General features: G+C 62.5%; 18 protein-coding genes. 12 read left to right on the top strand and 6 right to left on the bottom strand.

Annotation, left to right across the window (positions count from 1 at the left end; translation table 11 throughout):
- The first annotated feature begins 49 nt into the window (after nt 1–49).
- Nucleotides 50–1,354, top strand: a complete 1,305-nt coding sequence (locus AC6I97_RS16345; RefSeq protein ID WP_497945437.1) for an MFS transporter — start codon at nt 50–52, stop codon at nt 1,352–1,354.
- Between the two features lie 158 nt (nt 1,355–1,512).
- Here the strand turns inward: AC6I97_RS16345 and AC6I97_RS16340 are convergent, their stop codons facing one another.
- Nucleotides 1,513–1,929, bottom strand: a complete 417-nt coding sequence (locus AC6I97_RS16340) for a DUF1844 domain-containing protein (protein WP_224167005.1) — start codon at nt 1,927–1,929, stop codon at nt 1,513–1,515.
- 381 nt (nt 1,930–2,310) lie between these two features.
- Here AC6I97_RS16340 and infC point away from each other — a divergent pair, with 381 nt between their 5' ends.
- From infC to AC6I97_RS16315, 5 genes are all read left to right on the top strand, one after another.
- Nucleotides 2,311–3,333: a translation initiation factor IF-3 gene (gene infC, locus AC6I97_RS16335; protein WP_497945436.1), complete on the top strand. Its 1,023-nt coding sequence runs from the start codon at nt 2,311–2,313 to the stop codon at nt 3,331–3,333.
- A gap of 119 nt (nt 3,334–3,452) precedes the next feature.
- Nucleotides 3,453–3,647 (top strand): 50S ribosomal protein L35, encoded by a 195-nt coding sequence (gene rpmI, locus AC6I97_RS16330; RefSeq protein WP_059387794.1) that lies wholly within the window; start codon nt 3,453–3,455, stop codon nt 3,645–3,647.
- Nucleotides 3,648–3,766: 119 nt separating this feature from the next.
- Nucleotides 3,767–4,447, top strand: coding sequence for a 50S ribosomal protein L20, sunset domain variant (gene rplT / locus AC6I97_RS16325; protein ID WP_224092379.1), 681 nt, complete (start codon nt 3,767–3,769; stop codon nt 4,445–4,447).
- Nucleotides 4,448–4,473: 26 nt separating this feature from the next.
- A complete protein-coding gene (locus AC6I97_RS16320) occupies nt 4,474–5,394 on the top strand; it encodes a TrmH family RNA methyltransferase (protein WP_497945435.1) in 921 nt (306 codons plus the stop codon).
- A gap of 92 nt (nt 5,395–5,486) precedes the next feature.
- Nucleotides 5,487–6,404, top strand: coding sequence for a cation diffusion facilitator family transporter (locus AC6I97_RS16315; RefSeq protein ID WP_223936600.1), 918 nt, complete (start codon nt 5,487–5,489; stop codon nt 6,402–6,404).
- A gap of 93 nt (nt 6,405–6,497) precedes the next feature.
- On the opposite strand, the gene AC6I97_RS16310 is transcribed toward AC6I97_RS16315, so the two are convergent.
- Nucleotides 6,498–7,709 carry an MFS transporter gene (locus AC6I97_RS16310; RefSeq protein WP_497945434.1) on the bottom strand — a complete coding sequence of 404 codons (1,212 nt, stop codon included), beginning with the start codon at nt 7,707–7,709 and terminating at the stop codon, nt 6,498–6,500.
- A gap of 134 nt (nt 7,710–7,843) precedes the next feature.
- Between AC6I97_RS16310 and AC6I97_RS16305 the strand changes: the two genes are divergently transcribed.
- Nucleotides 7,844–8,278 carry a (deoxy)nucleoside triphosphate pyrophosphohydrolase gene (locus AC6I97_RS16305; RefSeq protein WP_224092383.1) on the top strand — a complete coding sequence of 145 codons (435 nt, stop codon included), beginning with the start codon at nt 7,844–7,846 and terminating at the stop codon, nt 8,276–8,278.
- 20 nt (nt 8,279–8,298) lie between these two features.
- On the opposite strand, the gene AC6I97_RS16300 is transcribed toward AC6I97_RS16305, so the two are convergent.
- On the bottom strand, nt 8,299–9,393 hold the full coding sequence (locus AC6I97_RS16300) for an Rv2578c family radical SAM protein (protein ID WP_497945433.1): 1,095 nt from the start codon (nt 9,391–9,393) through the stop codon (nt 8,299–8,301).
- A 77-nt stretch (nt 9,394–9,470) separates the two neighbouring features.
- On the opposite strand from AC6I97_RS16300, the gene pcp reads away from it, so the two are divergent.
- The gene (gene pcp, locus AC6I97_RS16295; RefSeq protein WP_497945432.1) at nt 9,471–10,118 is read left to right on the top strand and encodes a pyroglutamyl-peptidase I; all 648 of its coding nucleotides are present in this window, start codon (nt 9,471–9,473) and stop codon (nt 10,116–10,118) included.
- Here the strand turns inward: pcp and AC6I97_RS16290 are convergent.
- Both AC6I97_RS16290 and AC6I97_RS16285 read right to left on the bottom strand, forming a co-directional pair.
- Nucleotides 10,087–10,719: an SIMPL domain-containing protein gene (locus AC6I97_RS16290; protein ID WP_497945431.1), complete on the bottom strand. Its 633-nt coding sequence runs from the start codon at nt 10,717–10,719 to the stop codon at nt 10,087–10,089. The genes pcp and AC6I97_RS16290 overlap by 32 nt on opposite strands.
- Nucleotides 10,716–11,135 carry a hypothetical protein gene (locus tag AC6I97_RS16285; protein ID WP_224167012.1) on the bottom strand — a complete coding sequence of 140 codons (420 nt, stop codon included), beginning with the start codon at nt 11,133–11,135 and terminating at the stop codon, nt 10,716–10,718. Before AC6I97_RS16285 ends, AC6I97_RS16290 begins: the two co-directional genes overlap by 4 nt.
- 148 nt (nt 11,136–11,283) lie before the next feature.
- On the opposite strand from AC6I97_RS16285, the gene pheS reads away from it, so the two are divergent.
- The 4 genes from pheS (at nt 11,284) to AC6I97_RS16265 (ending at nt 16,586) form a co-directional block, all read left to right on the top strand.
- Nucleotides 11,284–12,345: a phenylalanine--tRNA ligase subunit alpha gene (gene pheS / locus AC6I97_RS16280; RefSeq protein ID WP_497945430.1), complete on the top strand. Its 1,062-nt coding sequence runs from the start codon at nt 11,284–11,286 to the stop codon at nt 12,343–12,345.
- A 2-nt stretch (nt 12,346–12,347) separates the two neighbouring features.
- Nucleotides 12,348–14,891, top strand: coding sequence for a phenylalanine--tRNA ligase subunit beta (gene pheT / locus AC6I97_RS16275; RefSeq protein WP_497945429.1), 2,544 nt, complete (start codon nt 12,348–12,350; stop codon nt 14,889–14,891).
- A gap of 352 nt (nt 14,892–15,243) precedes the next feature.
- Nucleotides 15,244–15,927: a nuclease-related domain-containing protein gene (locus AC6I97_RS16270; protein WP_497945428.1), complete on the top strand. Its 684-nt coding sequence runs from the start codon at nt 15,244–15,246 to the stop codon at nt 15,925–15,927.
- Nucleotides 15,928–15,932: 5 nt separating this feature from the next.
- Entirely contained in the window at nt 15,933–16,586 is a 654-nt protein-coding gene (locus AC6I97_RS16265; protein ID WP_497945427.1) for a 4'-phosphopantetheinyl transferase family protein, read from the top strand.
- Here AC6I97_RS16265 and AC6I97_RS16260 read toward each other — a convergent pair.
- Nucleotides 16,583–17,923 (bottom strand): M1 family metallopeptidase, encoded by a 1,341-nt coding sequence (locus tag AC6I97_RS16260; protein ID WP_497945426.1) that lies wholly within the window; start codon nt 17,921–17,923, stop codon nt 16,583–16,585. The two genes, AC6I97_RS16265 and AC6I97_RS16260, sit on opposite strands and share 4 nt — an antisense overlap.

Raw genomic sequence — 17,923 nt, 5'->3', positions numbered from 1 at the left:
AGTACCCGTCCACCGGGGACTGCCCCGGGGGAACAAGAGGAATTAGCCCGTGAACTTCGCTCTCTACAAGGAGATGCTTTCCATCCGCCCTGTCCGGCGGCTCCTGCTGGTGGGCATGGTCGCCCGTATTCCGCATTCAGCGGCTGGCGTGCTCCTGACGCTGCACATTGTCCTGTCGCTGGGGCAGGGCTACGCCGCCGCGGGCGCTGCTGCCGCCGTCATGACCATAGGTATTGCCTTGGGGGCGCCTTGGCGTGGTCGGCGCGTTGACATGGTGGGCCTGCGTAAGGCGCTGATCCCTTCCGTCATCTCGGAAACAGTGATCTGGTCTCTTGTTCCGCATGTCCCGTACGCCTGGCTGCTTCCCTTGGTCTTCGTGGGGGGCTTGTTCACATTGCCTATCTTCAGCGTGGTGCGTCAATCGTTGGGCGTCATGGTGGACGGAGACCAGCGACGCTCCGCGTTTGCGCTTGATTCCATCGCCACTGAGCTCGTGTTCATGATAGGTCCCGCTGTTGGCGCGATCGTCGCAACGAGCGGCTTCTCGGCCGTGGGACTTACCGCGGTGGGCATCTCTGTCTCCGTGGCCGGCCTGTTCTTGATCTGGTTCAACCCTCCGACCCGCAGTGATGCCAAGTGCACTCCGGAGGAATCCGCGGCACGGGCCGCTGCGGACCTTGCCGCCGCCGAGGCAGCCATGGTCGCCTCCGCACCGGGCCACGTGCAGGAGGCGGCGTCTGAAATGGCACCGGCAGCCATCTCCCGTACAGCCGGACTTCGGAACCGCATGGCCCGCAATTTCACCTGGTTTACGGTTTCCGTTGCAGCGCTTTTCGCCGTAGCTGCGGGATCGGGGATGGTACTTAGCGGTTCGGACGTCAGTATTGTTGGCCTGTTGGAGCGCGGCGGACACCAGAACGAGATTGGCATCGTCTTCTTCTTCTGGTGTGCGGCATCAGTTGTGGGCGGCCTCATCTACGGTGCCATGAATCGTCCGGTCTCTCCCATGCTGCTGTTGTTGGGCATGGCCGCGCTCACCATCCCCATGGGTTTCGCACACGATACCTGGACGCTGGCGGTGCTCTCGATTCTCCCCGGCCTTCTTTGCGCTCCAGTGCTGTCTGCGTCATCGGAGAAGGTGGCGGACCTCGTCGATGAGGAACGCCGCGGCGAGGCCATGGGGTGGTACGGATCCGCGCTGACGGCCGGGATTGCGTTCGGCGCACCCCTTGCCGGGATATTTATTGACAATGTAGGGCCGTCCGGAGGTTTTGCCTCCGTCGGCTTCGCCGGAGTCGTACTCTGCATCGCGGGCTTCGCCCTCATGTCCCGGCGCCGCCGCGCCCGGGTGTAGCTCCAGCATTGCCAGGGTCTAGCTCCAGTATTGCCAGGTGTAGCTCCAGCATTGCTAAAACTTCGCCGTAATCCCGGTGTCGGCGGCATTAACGACGACGGCGGCCCGGCCACATGTGTGGTCGGGCCGCCGTTGTAGGTACTTTGGGCAGTTCCTGGCTAGTTCACCGGCCCGGTGAACTTCTCACCCGGGCCTTTGCCCGGCGCGTCAGGGATAAGGGAAGCTTCGCGGAATGCCAACTGGAGGGAGCGCAGTCCATCACGCAAGGGCCCGGCATGCTGCGAACCGATTTCGGGGGCGGCCGCCGTTACGAGGCCGGCCAATGCAGTGATGAGCTTGCGGGCCTCGTCAAGGTCTTTGAGGTCTTCTGCGTTGGGGTCATCGGCGAGGCCGACCTTCACAGCGGCGGCGCTCATCAGGTGGACCGCACCGGTGGTGATGACTTCTACAGCCGGAACTTCCGCGATGTCACGGATCTGCTGGGAGACCCCGGAATCGGCCGCAGGGGCCGCGGCTGTGGTTGTGTCGGCGTCCTTGGAGTAGGAATTGCGCGAATTGCTGTCTTCAGTGCTCATACTGGTAAGCTTGTCACAGACCGACTGGAAGTCGTTATTCGCATTAAATGCTCCCGCCCCGTGCAATGTGCGCTTGGCGGGTTATTTCTGTAGAATTGATTTTCAGTTTGCAAGCGGAGTTCTCTCCCACCCGCGTCAGCCGTTTTCCCTCCGGGGAGCAGGATTCCTTCACGGAACAAGAGGTTGCCGGGTACTGGTCGGACACACCGAGGCGTAGCCTCTGGAGTGCGTGCCCCCTTCAAGGGAGCACACCCGATCCTTGAGGCCTTCGATTGCACCAGCAATTGGAGGCCTTCTCTATTTGCCGGTGAAACTCACCACAACCACAGGAGCTTTAACATTAGCGAGCCAAGAATCAATGAGCGTATCCGCGTCCCCGAGGTGCGGCTGGTCGGCCCTGCCGGCGAACAGGTAGGAATCGTCCGCATCGAGGACGCCCTGCGTCTTGCTGCCGAATCCGATCTCGATCTCGTTGAAGTTGCCCCGCAGGCTAAGCCTCCTGTTTGCAAGTTGATGGACTTCGGCAAGTACAAGTACGAAGCTGCCGTGAAGGCGCGTGAGGCCCGCAAGAACCAGACCAACACGGTTCTGAAGGAAATCCGTTTCCGCCTCAAGATCGACAAGCACGACTACGAAACCAAGCGCGGACATGCACTTCGCTTCCTCGGCGCCGGTGACAAGGTCAAGGCAATGATCCAGTTCCGCGGCCGCGAACAGCAGCGTCCGGAGATGGGCATCCGCCTGCTTCAGAAGTTTGCTGAAGACGTCGCAGAGGTGGGCATTGTTGAGTCCAGCCCACGCATCGATGGCCGCAACATGGTCATGGTGATCGGTCCGCTGAAGAACAAGGCCGAAGCCAAGGCTGAAGCCCGGCGTGCAGCCCAGCGTGCCGAAGCCAAGGCCCAGAATGAGGCCAAGGCATCCGGGCGCGTGGACACGACAGGTGACCAGGCTCCGTTGACGCAGACCTTGGGCGACCTTCTTCCGGCAGGCCTGCTTGCTTCCGAAGAAGAGCCCAAGCAGGAGGCTGTCGAGGCTCCCGCAGCTGAAACCCCCGTTGCTGATGAGGCACCGGTTGTTGAAGAAGCCGAGGAAGCGCCCGTAGCTGAAGAAGCTCCCGTAGTCGAGGAGGCTCCGGTTGTTGAGGAAGCTCCTGTAGTCGAAGAAGCACCCGTGGTTGAGGAAGCCCCGGCTGTGAAGGCTGCACCGGCGGAGAAAGCACCGGCCCCCAAGGCAGCAGCCCCTGCACCCGCAGCTCCGAAGCCAGCTGTTCCGGCAGCTGCCCCGAAGCCTGCAGTTCCCTCGGCTCCGAAGCCCGTCGCCAAGCCGGCAGCTCCCAAGCCGGCAGCTCGGCCCGCAGCCCCCAAGGCTGCGCCGAAGCCTGCATCACGCAAGACCAACTAGTTCAACGCCCCGGAGGCCCTGGCCTCCAACGGCAAGCAACCAGCACGCCAGCCCTTGTAGGCCGGCTGCACGAAAGAACTGCGGACTTTGTCCGTGGATACGTAAGGAGATCGGTTCCCATGCCGAAGATGAAGACCCACAGCGGTGCTAAGAAGCGCTTCAAGCTGACCGGCACCGGCAAGCTGAAGCGTCAGCAGGCCAACCGCCGCCACTACCTGGAGCACAAGTCCTCCACGCTGACCCGTCGCCTCGCCGGCGACAAGATCGTCTTCAAGGGCGATGCCAAGGTCATCAAGAAGATGCTCGGCGTCTAAGTTCCAAGTTCTTTGGTTGCTGCCATCCGGTAGCGGCCGACTACACCAAAAGCCTTCTCAGGCCGGCCGGATCTCCGGCAGTAGCAGCTTGGGATAAAGATTTCTGAAGGAGTACGCACGTGGCACGTGTGAAGCGGGCGGTAAACGCCCACAAGAAGCGCCGGGTTATCCTCGAACGCGCCAAGGGTTACCGCGGTCAGCGTTCGCGCCTGTACCGCAAGGCCAAAGAGCAGCTGCTGCACTCGTTTGTGTACAGCTACGGCGACCGCCGTAAGAAGAAGGGCGACTTCCGTCGCCTCTGGATCCAGCGCATCAACGCTGCATCCCGCGCCAACGGCCTCACCTACAACCGCCTGATCCAGGGCCTGAAGGCCGCTGAGGTTGAGGTTGACCGCCGCATGCTGGCCGAACTGGCTGTTTCGGACGCCAACGCATTCGCCGCTCTGGTGAACATTGCCAAGGCCTCCCTGCCTGCCGACACGTCTGCTCCGGCTGCCAAGGCCGAGGTTGCTGCACCGAAGGCTGCCAAGGTTGCTCCGGCTGCTGCGACCGCAACGGCTGTCAAGGCTTCTGTCTCCGAGAAGCCGGCCATCGATGGCGCTATTGCTGCCGTTGAAGGCGAAGGTGCCCCGGAAGGCCACGCCATCAAGGGCAACGCCGAGTCCAAGAAGTACCACGTACCGGGTTCCACTTGGTACGAGAACACTGCTGCTGAATACTGGTTCTCCACGGTTGAGGCTGCAAAGGCTGCCGGCTTCGAGCCGGCCGGCGGCGAAGCCCGCCAGCAGATCAAGAACTAGTCGCAACTGCCACTAAAGTTCTTTATATGAACCAAACCGGGCGCCCGCAAGACTTTTCGATGACCAACCCCCGAGCAGATCGGGTAAGGGACGTTGCCAAGCTTGCCGGGCGCCCGGCCCGTTTAAAGCGCGGCCGTTTCCTGGCTGAGGGTCCACAGGCGGTTCGCGAGGCTTTGACCCTTCACCGGGAGCGCATTGCGGCAGGGGGTTCCGCCGTCGTGCATGAAGTCTTTGCGAGCGAGGCATGCCTGGAGCGGCTCCCGGAACTCGCAGACCTTGCAGAAGGAACACAGCTTCGGCTGGCCAATGACGACGTCCTGGCCGCCATGGCGGACACCGTCAACCCGCAGGGCATCGTTGCTGTCTGCAGTTTTGTGGATGTCAGCCTTGAATCAGTGCTCGACGCCGGTCCTCGCCTTCTTGCGGTCATGTGCCAGGTCCGGGACCCCGGCAATGCAGGCACAGTTTTGCGCGCGGCCGACGCCGCTGGTGCCGATGCGGTAATCCTGACGGGTTCCAGCGTCGATATCTATAATCCCAAGGCGGTACGGTCCACGGCCGGTTCCTTGTTCCACCTTCCGGTGGTCCTGGGGGCTGATGTTGAAGATCTCGTCGCGCGCTGCCGGGCACTGGGTATAGGGATCCTGGCCGCCGACGGATATGGGACGGTAAACCTTGACCAGCTCCAGGACGAGAATGCTGCCCGGCGGCTCGGAAACAGCGATGTCGCCTCTGATTATGCCCTTGAGGCGCCCACGGCCTGGTTGTTCGGCAATGAGGCACAAGGATTGTCCGATGCCGAATTGGCGCTTGCGGATCACCGCGTAGCCGTTCCTGTCTATGGGGCGGCGGAGAGCTTGAACCTGGGTACAGCGGCCACCGTTTGCCTCTATGCAAGCGCCCGTTCGCAGCAAGGCGCCCGGGTCGGGAATGCAGAAATAGCCTGACGCCCGGTACGGTGTTTCTTGCAAGATCGTCACGATGACGACTCTTCTTGGCCCATTCCAATCTTTCCCAAAACCGAAGAGGTGAAGCTTTCGTGGCTGCAAGTGGCGGTACCAAAGCGATCGTGGCGGCCCTCGCCGCGAACCTGACCATCGCTGTCCTGAAGTTCGTTGCGTTCGTCCTGACGATGTCATCGTCCATGCTCGCTGAGGCCATTCACTCAGTGGCTGACTCCGGCAACCAGATCCTTCTCCTGGTAGGAGGCAAGCGAGCACAGCGTGCGGCAAGCCCCGAGCACCCCTTTGGCTACGGCCGCGAACGGTACATCTACGCGTTCATCGTGTCCATCGTCCTCTTCAGCGTGGGTGGCCTCTTCGCCCTGTACGAGGCGTGGGAGAAGTTCCAGCACCCGCATGGCATCGAAGGCGACTTCTGGTGGGTGCCGTTGGCCGTCCTGGTTGGCGCCATCATTGCCGAGTCGTTCTCTTTCCGAACCGCCATCGTGGAATCGAACCATATCCGTGGCAAGCAGACGTGGGCCAAGTTCATCCGCAATGCCAAGCAGCCCGAACTGCCGGTCATCCTCCTTGAAGACTTCGGCGCCTTGCTGGGCTTGGTGTTCGCCCTGTTCGGCGTCAGCATGACCCTCGTAACCGGCGACGGCGTGTGGGACGCCTTGGGTACGGCCATGATCGGCCTGCTGCTTGTCGCCATCGCTGTCATCCTTGCTGTGGAGACCAAATCGCTCCTGCTGGGTGAATCGGCCACTAAAGACGACGTCGCACGCATCACCGAGGCACTGCAGGCGGATGGCACCCGGATCATCCATCTCAAGACCATGCACCTGGGGCCGGAAGAACTGCTGGTCGCCGCCAAGATCACCATGGGTGCAGCCGATACCGGTCAAGCAATTGCCCGTGTGATTGACGACGCCGAGCAACGGATCCGGGCAGCCGTTCCGATCGCGCGGGTCATCTACCTTGAACCCGATGTTGAGCGCGTCCAGGCTTAGCCAGGTCAGCACTAACCAAAAGATGGGCTCCTCAAACCGAGGAGCCCATCTTTTTTGTTGCGGTTTCGAGCAGTTGGATTATCCGCTAGCGATTCATGGGGTAGCCAGCGGCTTCTTGCGTTCCAGCAGCCCGCTGATGATGGCAACTCCCAGCCCGAGGATGGCGAGGACTGCGCCCACAAGGGCCGGAGCCACGTAGCCCCAACCCCAGGCAATCACGGTCCCGCCGAGGAAGGCTCCCAAGGCATTGGCAATGTTGAGGGCGGAGTGGTTCAGTGACGAAGCGAGCGAGGCGGCGCCGGGAGCGGCATCCAGGAGACGGGTCTGCAACGCTGGTGTGAGCATGGAGCCTATGCCGCCGACGACGAAGGCCATGATGAAGGCGGACCAGGCCCAGTGGGCGGCAATGGCGTAAACCACCAATGCTGCGGCGATGCCGGGCATGACCCAGTAGATGGTGCCCATGACGGACTTATCCGCGATGCGGCCCCCGATGATGTTGCCCGCAACCATGCCTAGCCCGTATAGCGCCACCACTGCCGGAATGAGGCTTTCGGGTATGCCGGCCACGCCGGTCATGGTGTGCGCGATGTAGGTGTAGACGGCGAAGAACCCGCCAAAGCCGATGATGCCGATCAGCAAAGCAAGCCATACCTGAAGCCGCTTAAGTGCACCGAGTTCGCGTCGAATACTCGCCTCTGGGTGCGCTGCTTCGAAGGGGACGAATTTCCAGACCATGGCCACGGTCAGCAGGCCGATGGCTCCCACGATGATGAAGAGGAGGCGCCAGCCGAAGGTCTGCCCCACCCAGGTGGCCAGTGGCACTCCGATGACGTTGGAAACTGTGAGGCCAGCCATGACCATGGAGATGGCCCAACCCCGTTTTGTGGGGGCCACCAAGCCGGCGGCAATAACGGCAGCCACACCGAAGAACGCGCCATGGGGGAGCCCGGACGCGAAGCGGGAGAGCAGCATGAAACCGTAGTCGGGAGCAATGAAGGAGGTCAGGTTGGCGATGGAGAGGAACAGCATCAATCCCAGGGCCAAGCGCTTCCTGGGAAGTTTGGCTCCGAATGCAGCGAAGATGGGGGCTCCGATGACAACGCCCAAGGCATAGGCGGAGATGAGGTTGCCGGCCTCGGGCGTGCTGATGCCCAGTCCTTCCTCGATTTCCTTGAGAAGTCCCATCATCGCGAATTCTGTGGTGCCGATGGCGAACCCGCCCGTGGCAAGCGCCAGGATGGCCAGGCCCAGGTGGCGCCTTGCTGTTGTGGAGGCGGCGGGTGGGGACACGGTGATAGTCATGAGCCTGCTTCGTGAGGTGCCTTGAGGGCTGGGAAAAGGTGGAGAAAATCCGATAACAAGCTTAGACCCGTAACCCCGACTTGACGTTGCTATGTGACGATGCCCATGATGCGCGGCACCCATAGACTGTTTCAGTGACTGGACTGATAAACGTTGTGGGCGCCGCCGTCGTCGACTCCCTGGACGCCCCGGCCCGACTCCTTGTAGCACGTCGCACTGCGCCCCCGCAGTTCGCCGGAATGTGGGAATTTCCCGGCGGCAAAGTAGAAGACGGCGAGTCGGCCGAAGCTGCCCTTCATCGGGAGCTCGCGGAGGAGTTGGGAGTTACGGTTCAGCTCGGGGCGGAGCTGGAGTCCGGTGAGGTCGCCGGGTGGCCCCTCAATGAGCGCGCGGCTATGCGTGTCTGGTTGGCGGAACTCGCTGAAGGCACACCTCGTGCCCTTGAGGATCACGACGAGCTGCGCTGGGTATCCCTGCTTGATGACGAAGAAGCTCTTGGGCTTGCGTGGATCCCGGCTGACTTCCCGATAGTCCGGGCGTTGCTGGAAAGAGTGACTGCAAGGGCCTAGGCCTCTTCATGGGCGTCAGTTCAGAAAAGTGGTTCTTGCCCTGGCAGGGGCGTCCCGACCGCAGGCTCCGTGCCCGAAGCTGGAGCGGTGGCTGGCCGGGCATTGCGGTGGCTGAAGCCATGCGTCCCGGTAAAGCCATGCTTGGCTTTAAAGTGATTAATCCTCCCCGATAACCAGGTCCGGTATTCCTTGGAGGCATAAGAACCCTGCCCGTACAGGCGACGGTACCGTCCTACAAGTTCGGGATGGTGGGCGGCGAGCCACTTCATGTACCACTCACGCGTACCCGGCTTCAGGTAGAGGGCTCCTGCAGTGACGCCCGTGGCGCCGGCCTTGGAGAGTTCTGAGAACAAGGACTCAAGGGCCTCGTCTGAATCCGTGAGCCAAGGCAGGATAGGCATGGCCATCACTCCGCAACCCAGACCTGCCTCACGGAGCCGCGCAATAAGCTTGAGGCGGGCCCTCGGGGAAGGGGTGCCGGGCTCAACAATCCCGGCAAGATCCTCATTGGTCATGGCCAGTGAGATGCCCAGGTCCACCGGGACCTGGGTGGCCGCGTGCTTGAGCAGGGGAATGTCCCGGGCCAGCAACGTGCCTTTGGTCAGGATGGAAAACGGGGTGCCTGAATCTGCAAGGGCCCGGATGATCCCTGGCATCAGCGCGTATCGGCCTTCGGCGCGCTGGTAGGGGTCTGTGTTGGTTCCCAAGGAAACCTGGTGCCGCTCCCAGGAGGGTTTGGCCAGTTCCTTCCGCAGGACCTCTGCCGCGTTGATCTTGACCACCACCTGGGAGTCGAAGTCGCGCCCGGCGTCGAACTCCAGGTAGGTGTGCGTCTTGCGGGCGAAGCAATAGACGCAGGCATGGCTGCAACCCCTGTAGGGATTCACTGTCCATTCGAAAGGCATATTGGAACCGGAAGGCACCTTGTTGAGCACTGACTTTGCGGTGACCTCATGGAAGGTGACTCCGGAGAATTCGGGTGTTGAGATGGAGCGCACAAGCCCGGCCAAGGGCAGCAGGGCGTCCAAGGCCGGGGCAGGGCCAGGAGCCATACTGTCAAGGCTTTCGGACGCCGGTCCACGCGTTGGCGAAAGTGCTTGTGCGTCCCATCTCATGCACTCTATTCGAATGTATGTTCGAATCAATGTCAAGGACCACGAATGCCGATTCAGGACCTTGCTAAGGTTGGCCCATGATTCTGCTGACTGGGTTCGAACCGTTTGGCGATCAAAGTGTCAATCCATCTTGGACGGCTGCCCTGCGTGCACGTGACATCCTTCGCTCCGAGGGATACAAGGTTGAAGCAGTAGAGCTTCCCTGCGTGTTCGGTGAGTCAGCGTCTGTCCTGCTGGCCGCCGTCGAATCCCTGGCGCCGGACGTCGTACTGTGCGCGGGGTTGGCTGGAGGAAGGGAGAGACTCTCCCTGGAGCGCGTAGCCATCAATTGCGATGACGCCCGCATCCCGGATAACAAGGGCAAGCGGCCCATCGATGAGGAAGTGGTTCCCGGTGGCCCGGCAGCTTACTTCTCGACGTTGCCGATCAAAGCCTCCCTACGGAACCTGCAGATCGCCGGCATCAAGGGTGAGATCTCACAGTCTGCCGGAACCTACGTCTGCAACCATGTGTTCTATGCACTGATGCATGCCCTCGCAACCCGGGGCGGCGTCCGCGGAGGATTTGTCCATCTTCCCTACCTTCCGGAGCAGGTGCCCGAGGGGAGCGCGACGCCGTCCATGCCGCTCGATGCCATGGCTGCCGGCATCGCAGTGGTGGTGCGGACGGCAGTCCAGGCGCCGGTGGATGGACCTAAGGCTTCAAAAGTTCCCATTCCACGGTGACGCTTGCCGCCACGGACGACTCGCCGGCCTCAAGGGGAAGTGCTTCAACAGCAGCTGCCCTGACCAGTCCGCCCATCGGGATAGGGGAGCCCGGCAGGGGCTGCTGGGAAATGGAAAGCACGGAGCCCAACCGGGCGGACGCCAAGGACGCGTACTGCTCCGCCCGCTGAAGCGCGTCCTGCCACGCCGCTTCCTGGGCCTGCCTCATGACCTGGGAGGCGTCCGCAAAGCCCTGCTCTATCCCGTTGATCCGGATGTCGTCCCCACCGGCGGCCACCGCCGCAGCAATGGTGGCAGGGGCTTCCGTGTGTGAGCGGATGCCGACGTGCACGTTGGTGGATGCCACATAGGCAGCGACCTTCTGTCCTTGCCCCTCCACCCACACCAGGTCTGCCCGAAGGTTCAAGCCGCTGGTGCGCAGATCCGCATCCTGCACGCCAGCCGCCCGCAGACTGGTGGCGACGGCGGCGGCCGCCTTGCCGGCGTCGTCGTATGCCTTGGACGCGGTCTCCCTTCGCGTCTCGACGCCCAGCCTCAGTGTCACCAGGTCCGGCACTGCCTTGGCGCTCGCCGTTCCCGTAACGGTAATGGTGCGTTTCATGCTTCGGCCTCGATTCGATGGTCAATGTAGCCGCCTGCTGCGAGTCCAGCCTGCCGTTCAAAGAAATTCCTCGACGCCGGATTGCCCGCGCGCAGCATGGACCAGCCGGCGGCGACACCGTAGAAAACGAGGAACGGCAACCCCAGGCAGTAGGCGTACTGGGTGCTGTGCCGTTCCTCGTGGGCAAGGAGCAGCTCATTGCGTCCTGCCACGTCGTGCGCTGCACGGTAGAGGACGACGTTCCCCACCGTGAACGCTCCGGCGTGTGGAAGCTTCCACGCATACCCTGCCGCTATCAGCAGGCCCCGGGGCCCACGCGAAATGCGTGATCGGGAGGCGCGCGCGACCAACAGCCCCAAGGGTGTTGTCAGGTTCAGGAAGTTGGCGACTTGCCTTAGTCGCTGCCCGGGAGTCATGAAGACATGCTAGACCTGTGGAGTTAAATGGCGCCTGTGAGCTTCAACTAGACTGAAGGGTAGTGCCTGCCGTCCGCGGTGAGCACTGCCCTTTCGTTTTGCAGGCCAGCCATGCCGGCCGCTCCCGACTCGTAGCTAAGAACAGTAGATGACTGACACTTTGCCAGGCGCTGCCATCCCGAATCCGCTGGATGAAGCCGCCATCAACGCCGCCGTTGAGGATGCGATCGCCGCGATAGCGGCTGCCTCCTCCCTCGAAGAACTCAAGGCTGTCCGCCTCGCCCACACAGGCGAGAAGTCGCCCCTGAGCCTGGCCAACCGCGAAATCGGTGGCCTCGCCAAGGAGCACAAGGCTGCCGCCGGAAAGCTCATGGGATCCTCACGGGGCCGGGTCAACCAGGCGCTCGCCGCCCGGACCGAAGTACTCGAAGCCGAGAACGACGCCCGGATGCTGGTGGAGGAAACCGTTGATGTCACGGCGGCGCCGCGTCGACGCCGTGCCGGAGCGCGCCATCCGCTGTCCACGCTGCAGGACCGTGTTTCGGACATCTTCGTGGGCATGGGCTGGGAAATTGCCGAAGGTCCCGAGGTGGAATCCGAGTGGTTCAACTTCGACGCCCTGAATTTCAAGCCGGACCACCCGGCCCGCGAAATGCAGGACACGTTCTTCGTGGAACCTCCCGAGGCACACCTGCTCATGCGCACCCACACCTCTCCGGTTCAGGTCCGTTCCATGCTGGAGCGCGAAGTGCCCATCTACGTCCTGTGCCCGGGCAAGGTGTTCCGCACGGACGAGCTCGACGCAACGCACACCCCGGTCTTCCACCAGTTCGAGGGTCTTGCGATTGACAAGAACCTGAGCATGGCCGACCTCCGTGGAACGCTGGAGCACTTCGCCCGCCAGATGTTTGGCGACGAAGCCTCCATTCGCCTGCGCCCGAACTACTTCCCGTTCACCGAGCCGTCAGCTGAACTCGACATCTGGCACCCCGGTGCCAAGGGCGGTCCGCGCTGGATCGAATGGGGTGGCTGCGGCATGGTCAACCCCAACGTCCTCCGGGCTGCCGGCATCGATCCGGACGTCTATTCAGGTTTTGCCTTCGGCATGGGCATCGAGCGCACGCTCATGTTCCGCAACGAGGTCGGCGATATGCGCGACATGATCGAGGGCGATGTACGTTTCAGCGAGCACTTCGGGATGGAGATCTAACAGTGCGTATCCCACTTTCCTGGCTGCGTGAATTTGCGCAGGTTCCGGCCGATGCCACGGCCGAAGACGTCATGGCGGACCTGGTCAAGGTCGGTTTTGAAGAAGAGGAAGTCCACCGTCCCACGGATGAACTCACGGGTCCCATTGTGGTTGGCCAGGTGCTGAGCCTGGTCAAGGAACCGCAGTCCAATGGCAAGACCATCAACTGGTGCCAGGTCCGTGTTGTCCCCGAAGGGCAGGAACAGACCCTCACTGGCGAGGGAATCGATCCTTCCGGGGTGCAGGGCATCATTTGTGGCGCCCACAACTTCGTGGAAGGCGACAAAGTTGTTGTCACGCTTCCCGGAGCTGTGCTGCCCGGCAATTTCCGGATTTCGGCGCGGAAAACTTACGGTCACCTGTCTGCGGGCATGATCGCTTCGGTCCGCGAACTGGGCATCGGCGATGACCATGATGGAATTTTGGTTCTCTCACGGATCGGGTTGGATCCGGAAATCGGCACGGACGCGATGAAACTCCTTGGTCTCTATGACCAGGCTGCGGAAATCAACGTCACGCCGGACCGCGGCTACGCTTTCTCCATCCGTGGTGTGGCACGCGAGTACGCCCATGCCACCGGAACATCCTTTGTTGACCCGGCTTCCAAGGTCAACGCTCCGGCCAGCCTCCAAGGCGGGTACGGCGTAAAGCTCAACGACGACGCCCCCATCTACGGCAAGCCGGGCTGTGACCGCTTCGTGGCACGTACAGTGCGTGGCGTGGACGCTTCCCGTCCCACCCCGCCGTGGATGTCTGCACGTCTTCGTCTGGCCGGCGTCCGTTCCATCTCTCTGCCGGTTGATATTTCCAACTACGTCATGCTTGAGCTCGGCCAGCCGAACCACTGCTACGACCTCGACAAGCTTGCGGGCGACATCGTGGTTCGCCGCGCTGTGGCGGGGGAAAAGATCACCACGCTGGACGACAAAGAGCGCACGCTCGATGTCGAAGACCTGCTGATCACCGATGACTCCGGAGCTATCGGCATCGCCGGGGTCATGGGCGGTGCCCACACCGAGGTTTCGGATTCCACCACGAACATCCTGGTGGAAGCCGCGCACTTCGACGAAGTATCGATTGCCCGTTCCCGTCGCCGCCATAAGCTTCCGTCCGAAGCATCCAAGCGCTTCGAGCGCGGGGTTGACTGGCACGTTGCGAACATCGCCGCGCAGCGCGTGGTGGACCTCTTGGTTGAACTTGCCGGAGGCACTGCGGACGAGACAGGTACCGACGTCGGAACCGCCCCTGACGCCGTCACCATTGACCTGCCCGCAGAGTTCGCCGCCGCCCGTATCGGTATCGACTTCACGGCAGAGCAGATCACTACGTCCCTGGTGGATCTTGGTGCTGCTGTGGAAAAGACTTCCACCGGCTATCTGGTGACGGCTCCGAGCTGGCGCAACGACCTCGAAACCAAGGAAGACCTGTCCGAGGAAATAGCCCGCCTGGTTGGTTATGACAACATCCCGGCAACGCTGCCCGTGGCGCCTCCGGGCCGTGGCCTGAGCCGCAGCCAGCAGCAGAAGCGCCGCGTCGTGCAAGCTCTGGCGGACGCCGGACTAACGGAGGTCCTGTCCTATCCGTTCGTCTCCAAGGCATCCAACGACACCTTCGGCGTGCCAACGGAAGGTCAAGAACGTCCGGCCTTGAAGCTGGCCAACCCCATCAGCGAGGAGCACGGTTACCTCCGTGCGTCCATCCTGCCGGGACTGATCGAGGTTGCCCGCCGCAACCACTCCCGCGGTTTCCGTGATCTGGCACTCTATGAGGCCGGCTCGGTGTTCCTTCCCGGCGAAAAGCTCGGTACTGAATCCATCCCGCCGCTGGGCGTCAAGCCGTCCGATGAGGTACTGGATGCACTGTACGACGGCGTCCCGCACCAGCCGCTGCACATCGCAGCTGTCTTGACTGGCCACGATTCTCCGGCTGCGGCGACGCACACGCCGCGTGCCTGGGACTGGGCCGACGCTTTGGATGTCGCGCGGCTCATCGCGGATGTTCTCGGCGTTGAACTTGTAGTCAGCCAGGGGAGCCACCAGGCCTTCCATCCCGGACGTGCTGCACAGCTCGCGCTGCGGTCCGGCGACGTTGTGGGCTACGCCGGTGAGCTCCACCCGAAGCTCCTCGCAGCCCACGACATGCCAGCACGCTCTGTGGCGGTTGAGGTCAATGTTGAGGCGCTGTTCGAAGCAGCCGCCGACGTCATTGTGGCCAAGCACATCTCCGGGTTCCCCGTGGCGACGCAGGATGTCGCCTTGGTGGTTCCGCAGGATGTTCCGGCTGACCAGGTGCTTGCCGCGTTGCGTGAAGGTGCCGGGGAACTCCTCGAAGACGTCGCATTGTTCGACGTCTACGTTGGTCCGGGTATCGAGGAAGGCAAGAAGTCTCTCGCGTTCGGCCTACGCTTCCGCGCAGCTGACCGCACGCTGACTGCCGACGAAGCTTCGGAGGCCCGCGCCGGCGCTGTGGCTGTTGCTGCAGAGCGTTTTGGTGCAGTGCAGAGGTAGCGCCTTCGCATGCGATGAAATCCCCGGAACCTCCTGGTTCCGGGGATTTTTTTCAGTTGCCTCCGGAATCAGCGACAGCTCGGTCCGTTTGGCCAGACAATGGAGGCTCGGAATACTTTGGGGAGGATTGAGCCATGGCAAAGCGTATCCGCGGTCTAACCGCCGTGATTTATCAACCGGTTCGGTCCGTGCCGACGATGAACCACGTAACCTCGTGAAGCAGATGCGGCTCCGGTACGCCGGAGTGTGCCGGGAGTGCGGTGCATCTCTTCCGGCCGGGACAGCGGCAATCTACGAGAGCGAGACCAAGACTGTCCTCTGCTTGGAGTGTGCCACCGAGGCTACGGAAGCTATGTCCTCCGACACGGAACCGCCTGGTGCGGAGGGTGCGGTCGCAGATCCCGGAGTAGCCGGTTCATCGGCCCGACGTGAGTACGTTCGCCGAAAGGCGAAGGACGAGGAGAGGCTGCGCGGGAAGTGGGGTCGTTTCGGCGGCCTCGCCGTCGCGCTCTCTGACGAGCGACCGCACACCAAGTCCTGGGATCGGGGCGCGGTCGGTGAAGAACGACTCGGCGCCAGGCTAAGTGCCCTTGCCACCGATGGTTTGGCCGTCCTTCATGACCGCCGCATCCCCGGCTCGAAGGCCAACATCGACCACATTGCCATCACTCCGGGTGGAATCTGGGTGATCGACGCCAAGCGGTACAAGGGACGGCCCGAACTGGAGATCGAGGGTGGCATCCTTCGCCCACGCGTGGAGAAGCTGCTGGTCGGCCGGCGCAATTGCACGAAACTGGTCGATGGGGTGCTCAAACAAGTCGATCTCGTCCGAGACTTCGTAGGGGATGTCCCGGTCACCGGCGCGTTGTGCTTCATAGAGGCCGATTGGCCCCTCATCGGGGGTGGGTTCTCCATTCGTGGCGTTCACGTGCTGTGGCCGAAACGCCTAGCCAAGGTGCTTGCAGCGGAGACAGCCGGCGATGTTGATGTGGCGGCTGTGCGGGAAGCGGTGGCCGCCCGATTCAGGTCAGCGTGACCTTAGTGCAGAGCCCCGTGTTCGAGTTGCTCAGACTCGACGAAGTGCTTGTTGCGGGCGCCCGCCTTCAGGAGCTCGGGCGGCCCGCCCAGGACCGGGCGCTCCGTTTCGCCAGCGCCAAGGACCGGCAAGAATTCATCGCGGGCCGACTGGCGTTATGGCACTTCGCTGCCTCGCTCCTCGACGTGGATCCGGCCCGGCTAGTGCCCGACTACAGCTGCCCACAGTGCGGGCCGGCCCAGGACCACGGCCGTCCCGGTTTCATGCTCGACGGCGTCCCCGCGCCTCTCGCGCTAAGCGCATCCAAAGCCCAGGGCTGGGTGCTGCTGGCCGGCGTCGTGCATCCACCCGAGGGCGCCCGGCTGGGAGTGGACCTTGAAGCTATTGACCAAGCAGCGTTCCAGGGCTTTGATGATGTTGCCTTGACCCCGGGGGAGAAGCACTTCCTGAAGAGTGTGCCGGGAAATCAAAAGACCGTACAGCGGGCACGCTTGTGGGCACGCAAGGAAGCCTGGCTGAAGATGACCGGGGAGGGCCTGCGGAGGAACCCCGCGGAAGTGGACGTATTGGACCGGCCCGGCCTATGGGACATCACCAGCATCAACGGCGAAGGCCAGGAACTGCCGGAGGGATTTGTGGCGGCGGTGGCTATTTCCTAGCCCTGCGGCAGCGGCGGGAGGGCGGCCTCGTACAACCAAGGCCGGAGAATCGCACCTGCATTGAACCCTGGAATGAAAGAGTCGGCGGCTTCGATGAAGGACGCTGTGGAAATTGAGCCGTGGCGGTTGACCGATGTCCAGTGCTGGAGGAGACCGAAGAACGCTTCGTCACCGGCTGCCACCCGGACGGAGTGGAGCGCCAGGGCGCCTCGTTTGTAGACGCGGTCATCGAACATGAGCTCCGGACCGGGATCGCCAACGAGCAGGTCCTGCGGCCCGGCGTCGAGCTTTTTCCAGGCGGCGAGGGCACGGGCTGCAACTGGCATGGTTCCGGACTCCTCGGACCACAACCACTCGGCGTAGCAGGCGAATCCCTCGTGGAGCCAGATGTCCTTCCAATTGCTGACGGTCAGGGAGTTACCGAACCACTGGTGGGACAGCTCGTGAGCGATCAATCGCTGTGCATCCCAGGCATCACGCATGTGGTTGCGGCCAAAAATGGAGACGGTCTGTGCTTCCAGCGGGATTTCCAACTCATCTTCGGTGACAACCGAGGTGTAATCGCTGAACGGGTAGGGGCCGAAGCAGTCCTCGAAGGTCTTCATCATGTCCGGCTGTCGTTGAAGCCCCTGGCGGGCGTCGTCAGCCATGTCCGCAGTAACCGCGGCGAACTGCGGAACCCGGTGATGGGTGTCTGCAGGGTTGAGCGGCACCATGACATACCGGCCGATCTGCATCGTGGCGAGATATGTGGCCATGGGTTCGGAATGCTCGTAGACCCAGGTCTCGCGGCTCGATTTTCGTGACCGGGACACTAGCTGGCCGTTGCACACCGGACGGTAGTTGTCATCCGTGGTCACGGAGATCCGGAACGATGATTTATTGCGCGGATGATCGTTACAGGGGAACCACGACGCCGCGCCGTTGGGCTGGCCAGCCACCAGGACGCCGTCGTTCAGTTCTTCCCAGCCGACCTCGCCCCACAAGCCGCGACGTGGTTGCGGGTTACCCTCGTAGCGGATCTCAAGGACGAAGGGCTGACCGGCCTTCAACGGGGACACAGCAGTGATCACAAGGTGCTCGGCCCGTTGGCTGAACTTTTGGACCTTCCTGCCATCCAGTTGGATCTTGGACACCCGCAGGCCCACCAGGTCCAGGACTATCTGCGAAGCCGGCTCCAGGGCCGTGCAACGCAGCACTGCTTTGCCGATCAGCTTGTTGCTGCCCAGCCTGACATCGAGGTCCAATTCGTACCGATCCACACGGTAGCTGGTGCTGCCGTGGTCCAAGGTGTATGGGTCGGCGTTGGTCGCAGTAGTAATTATCGGTGCGGTCAT

It is taken from the genome of Arthrobacter sp. TmtSoilC48, from assembly GCF_059739425.1.
The sequence above is the reverse complement of the archived record's forward strand: the minus strand, read 5'-3'. Positions and strand labels throughout refer to the sequence as shown.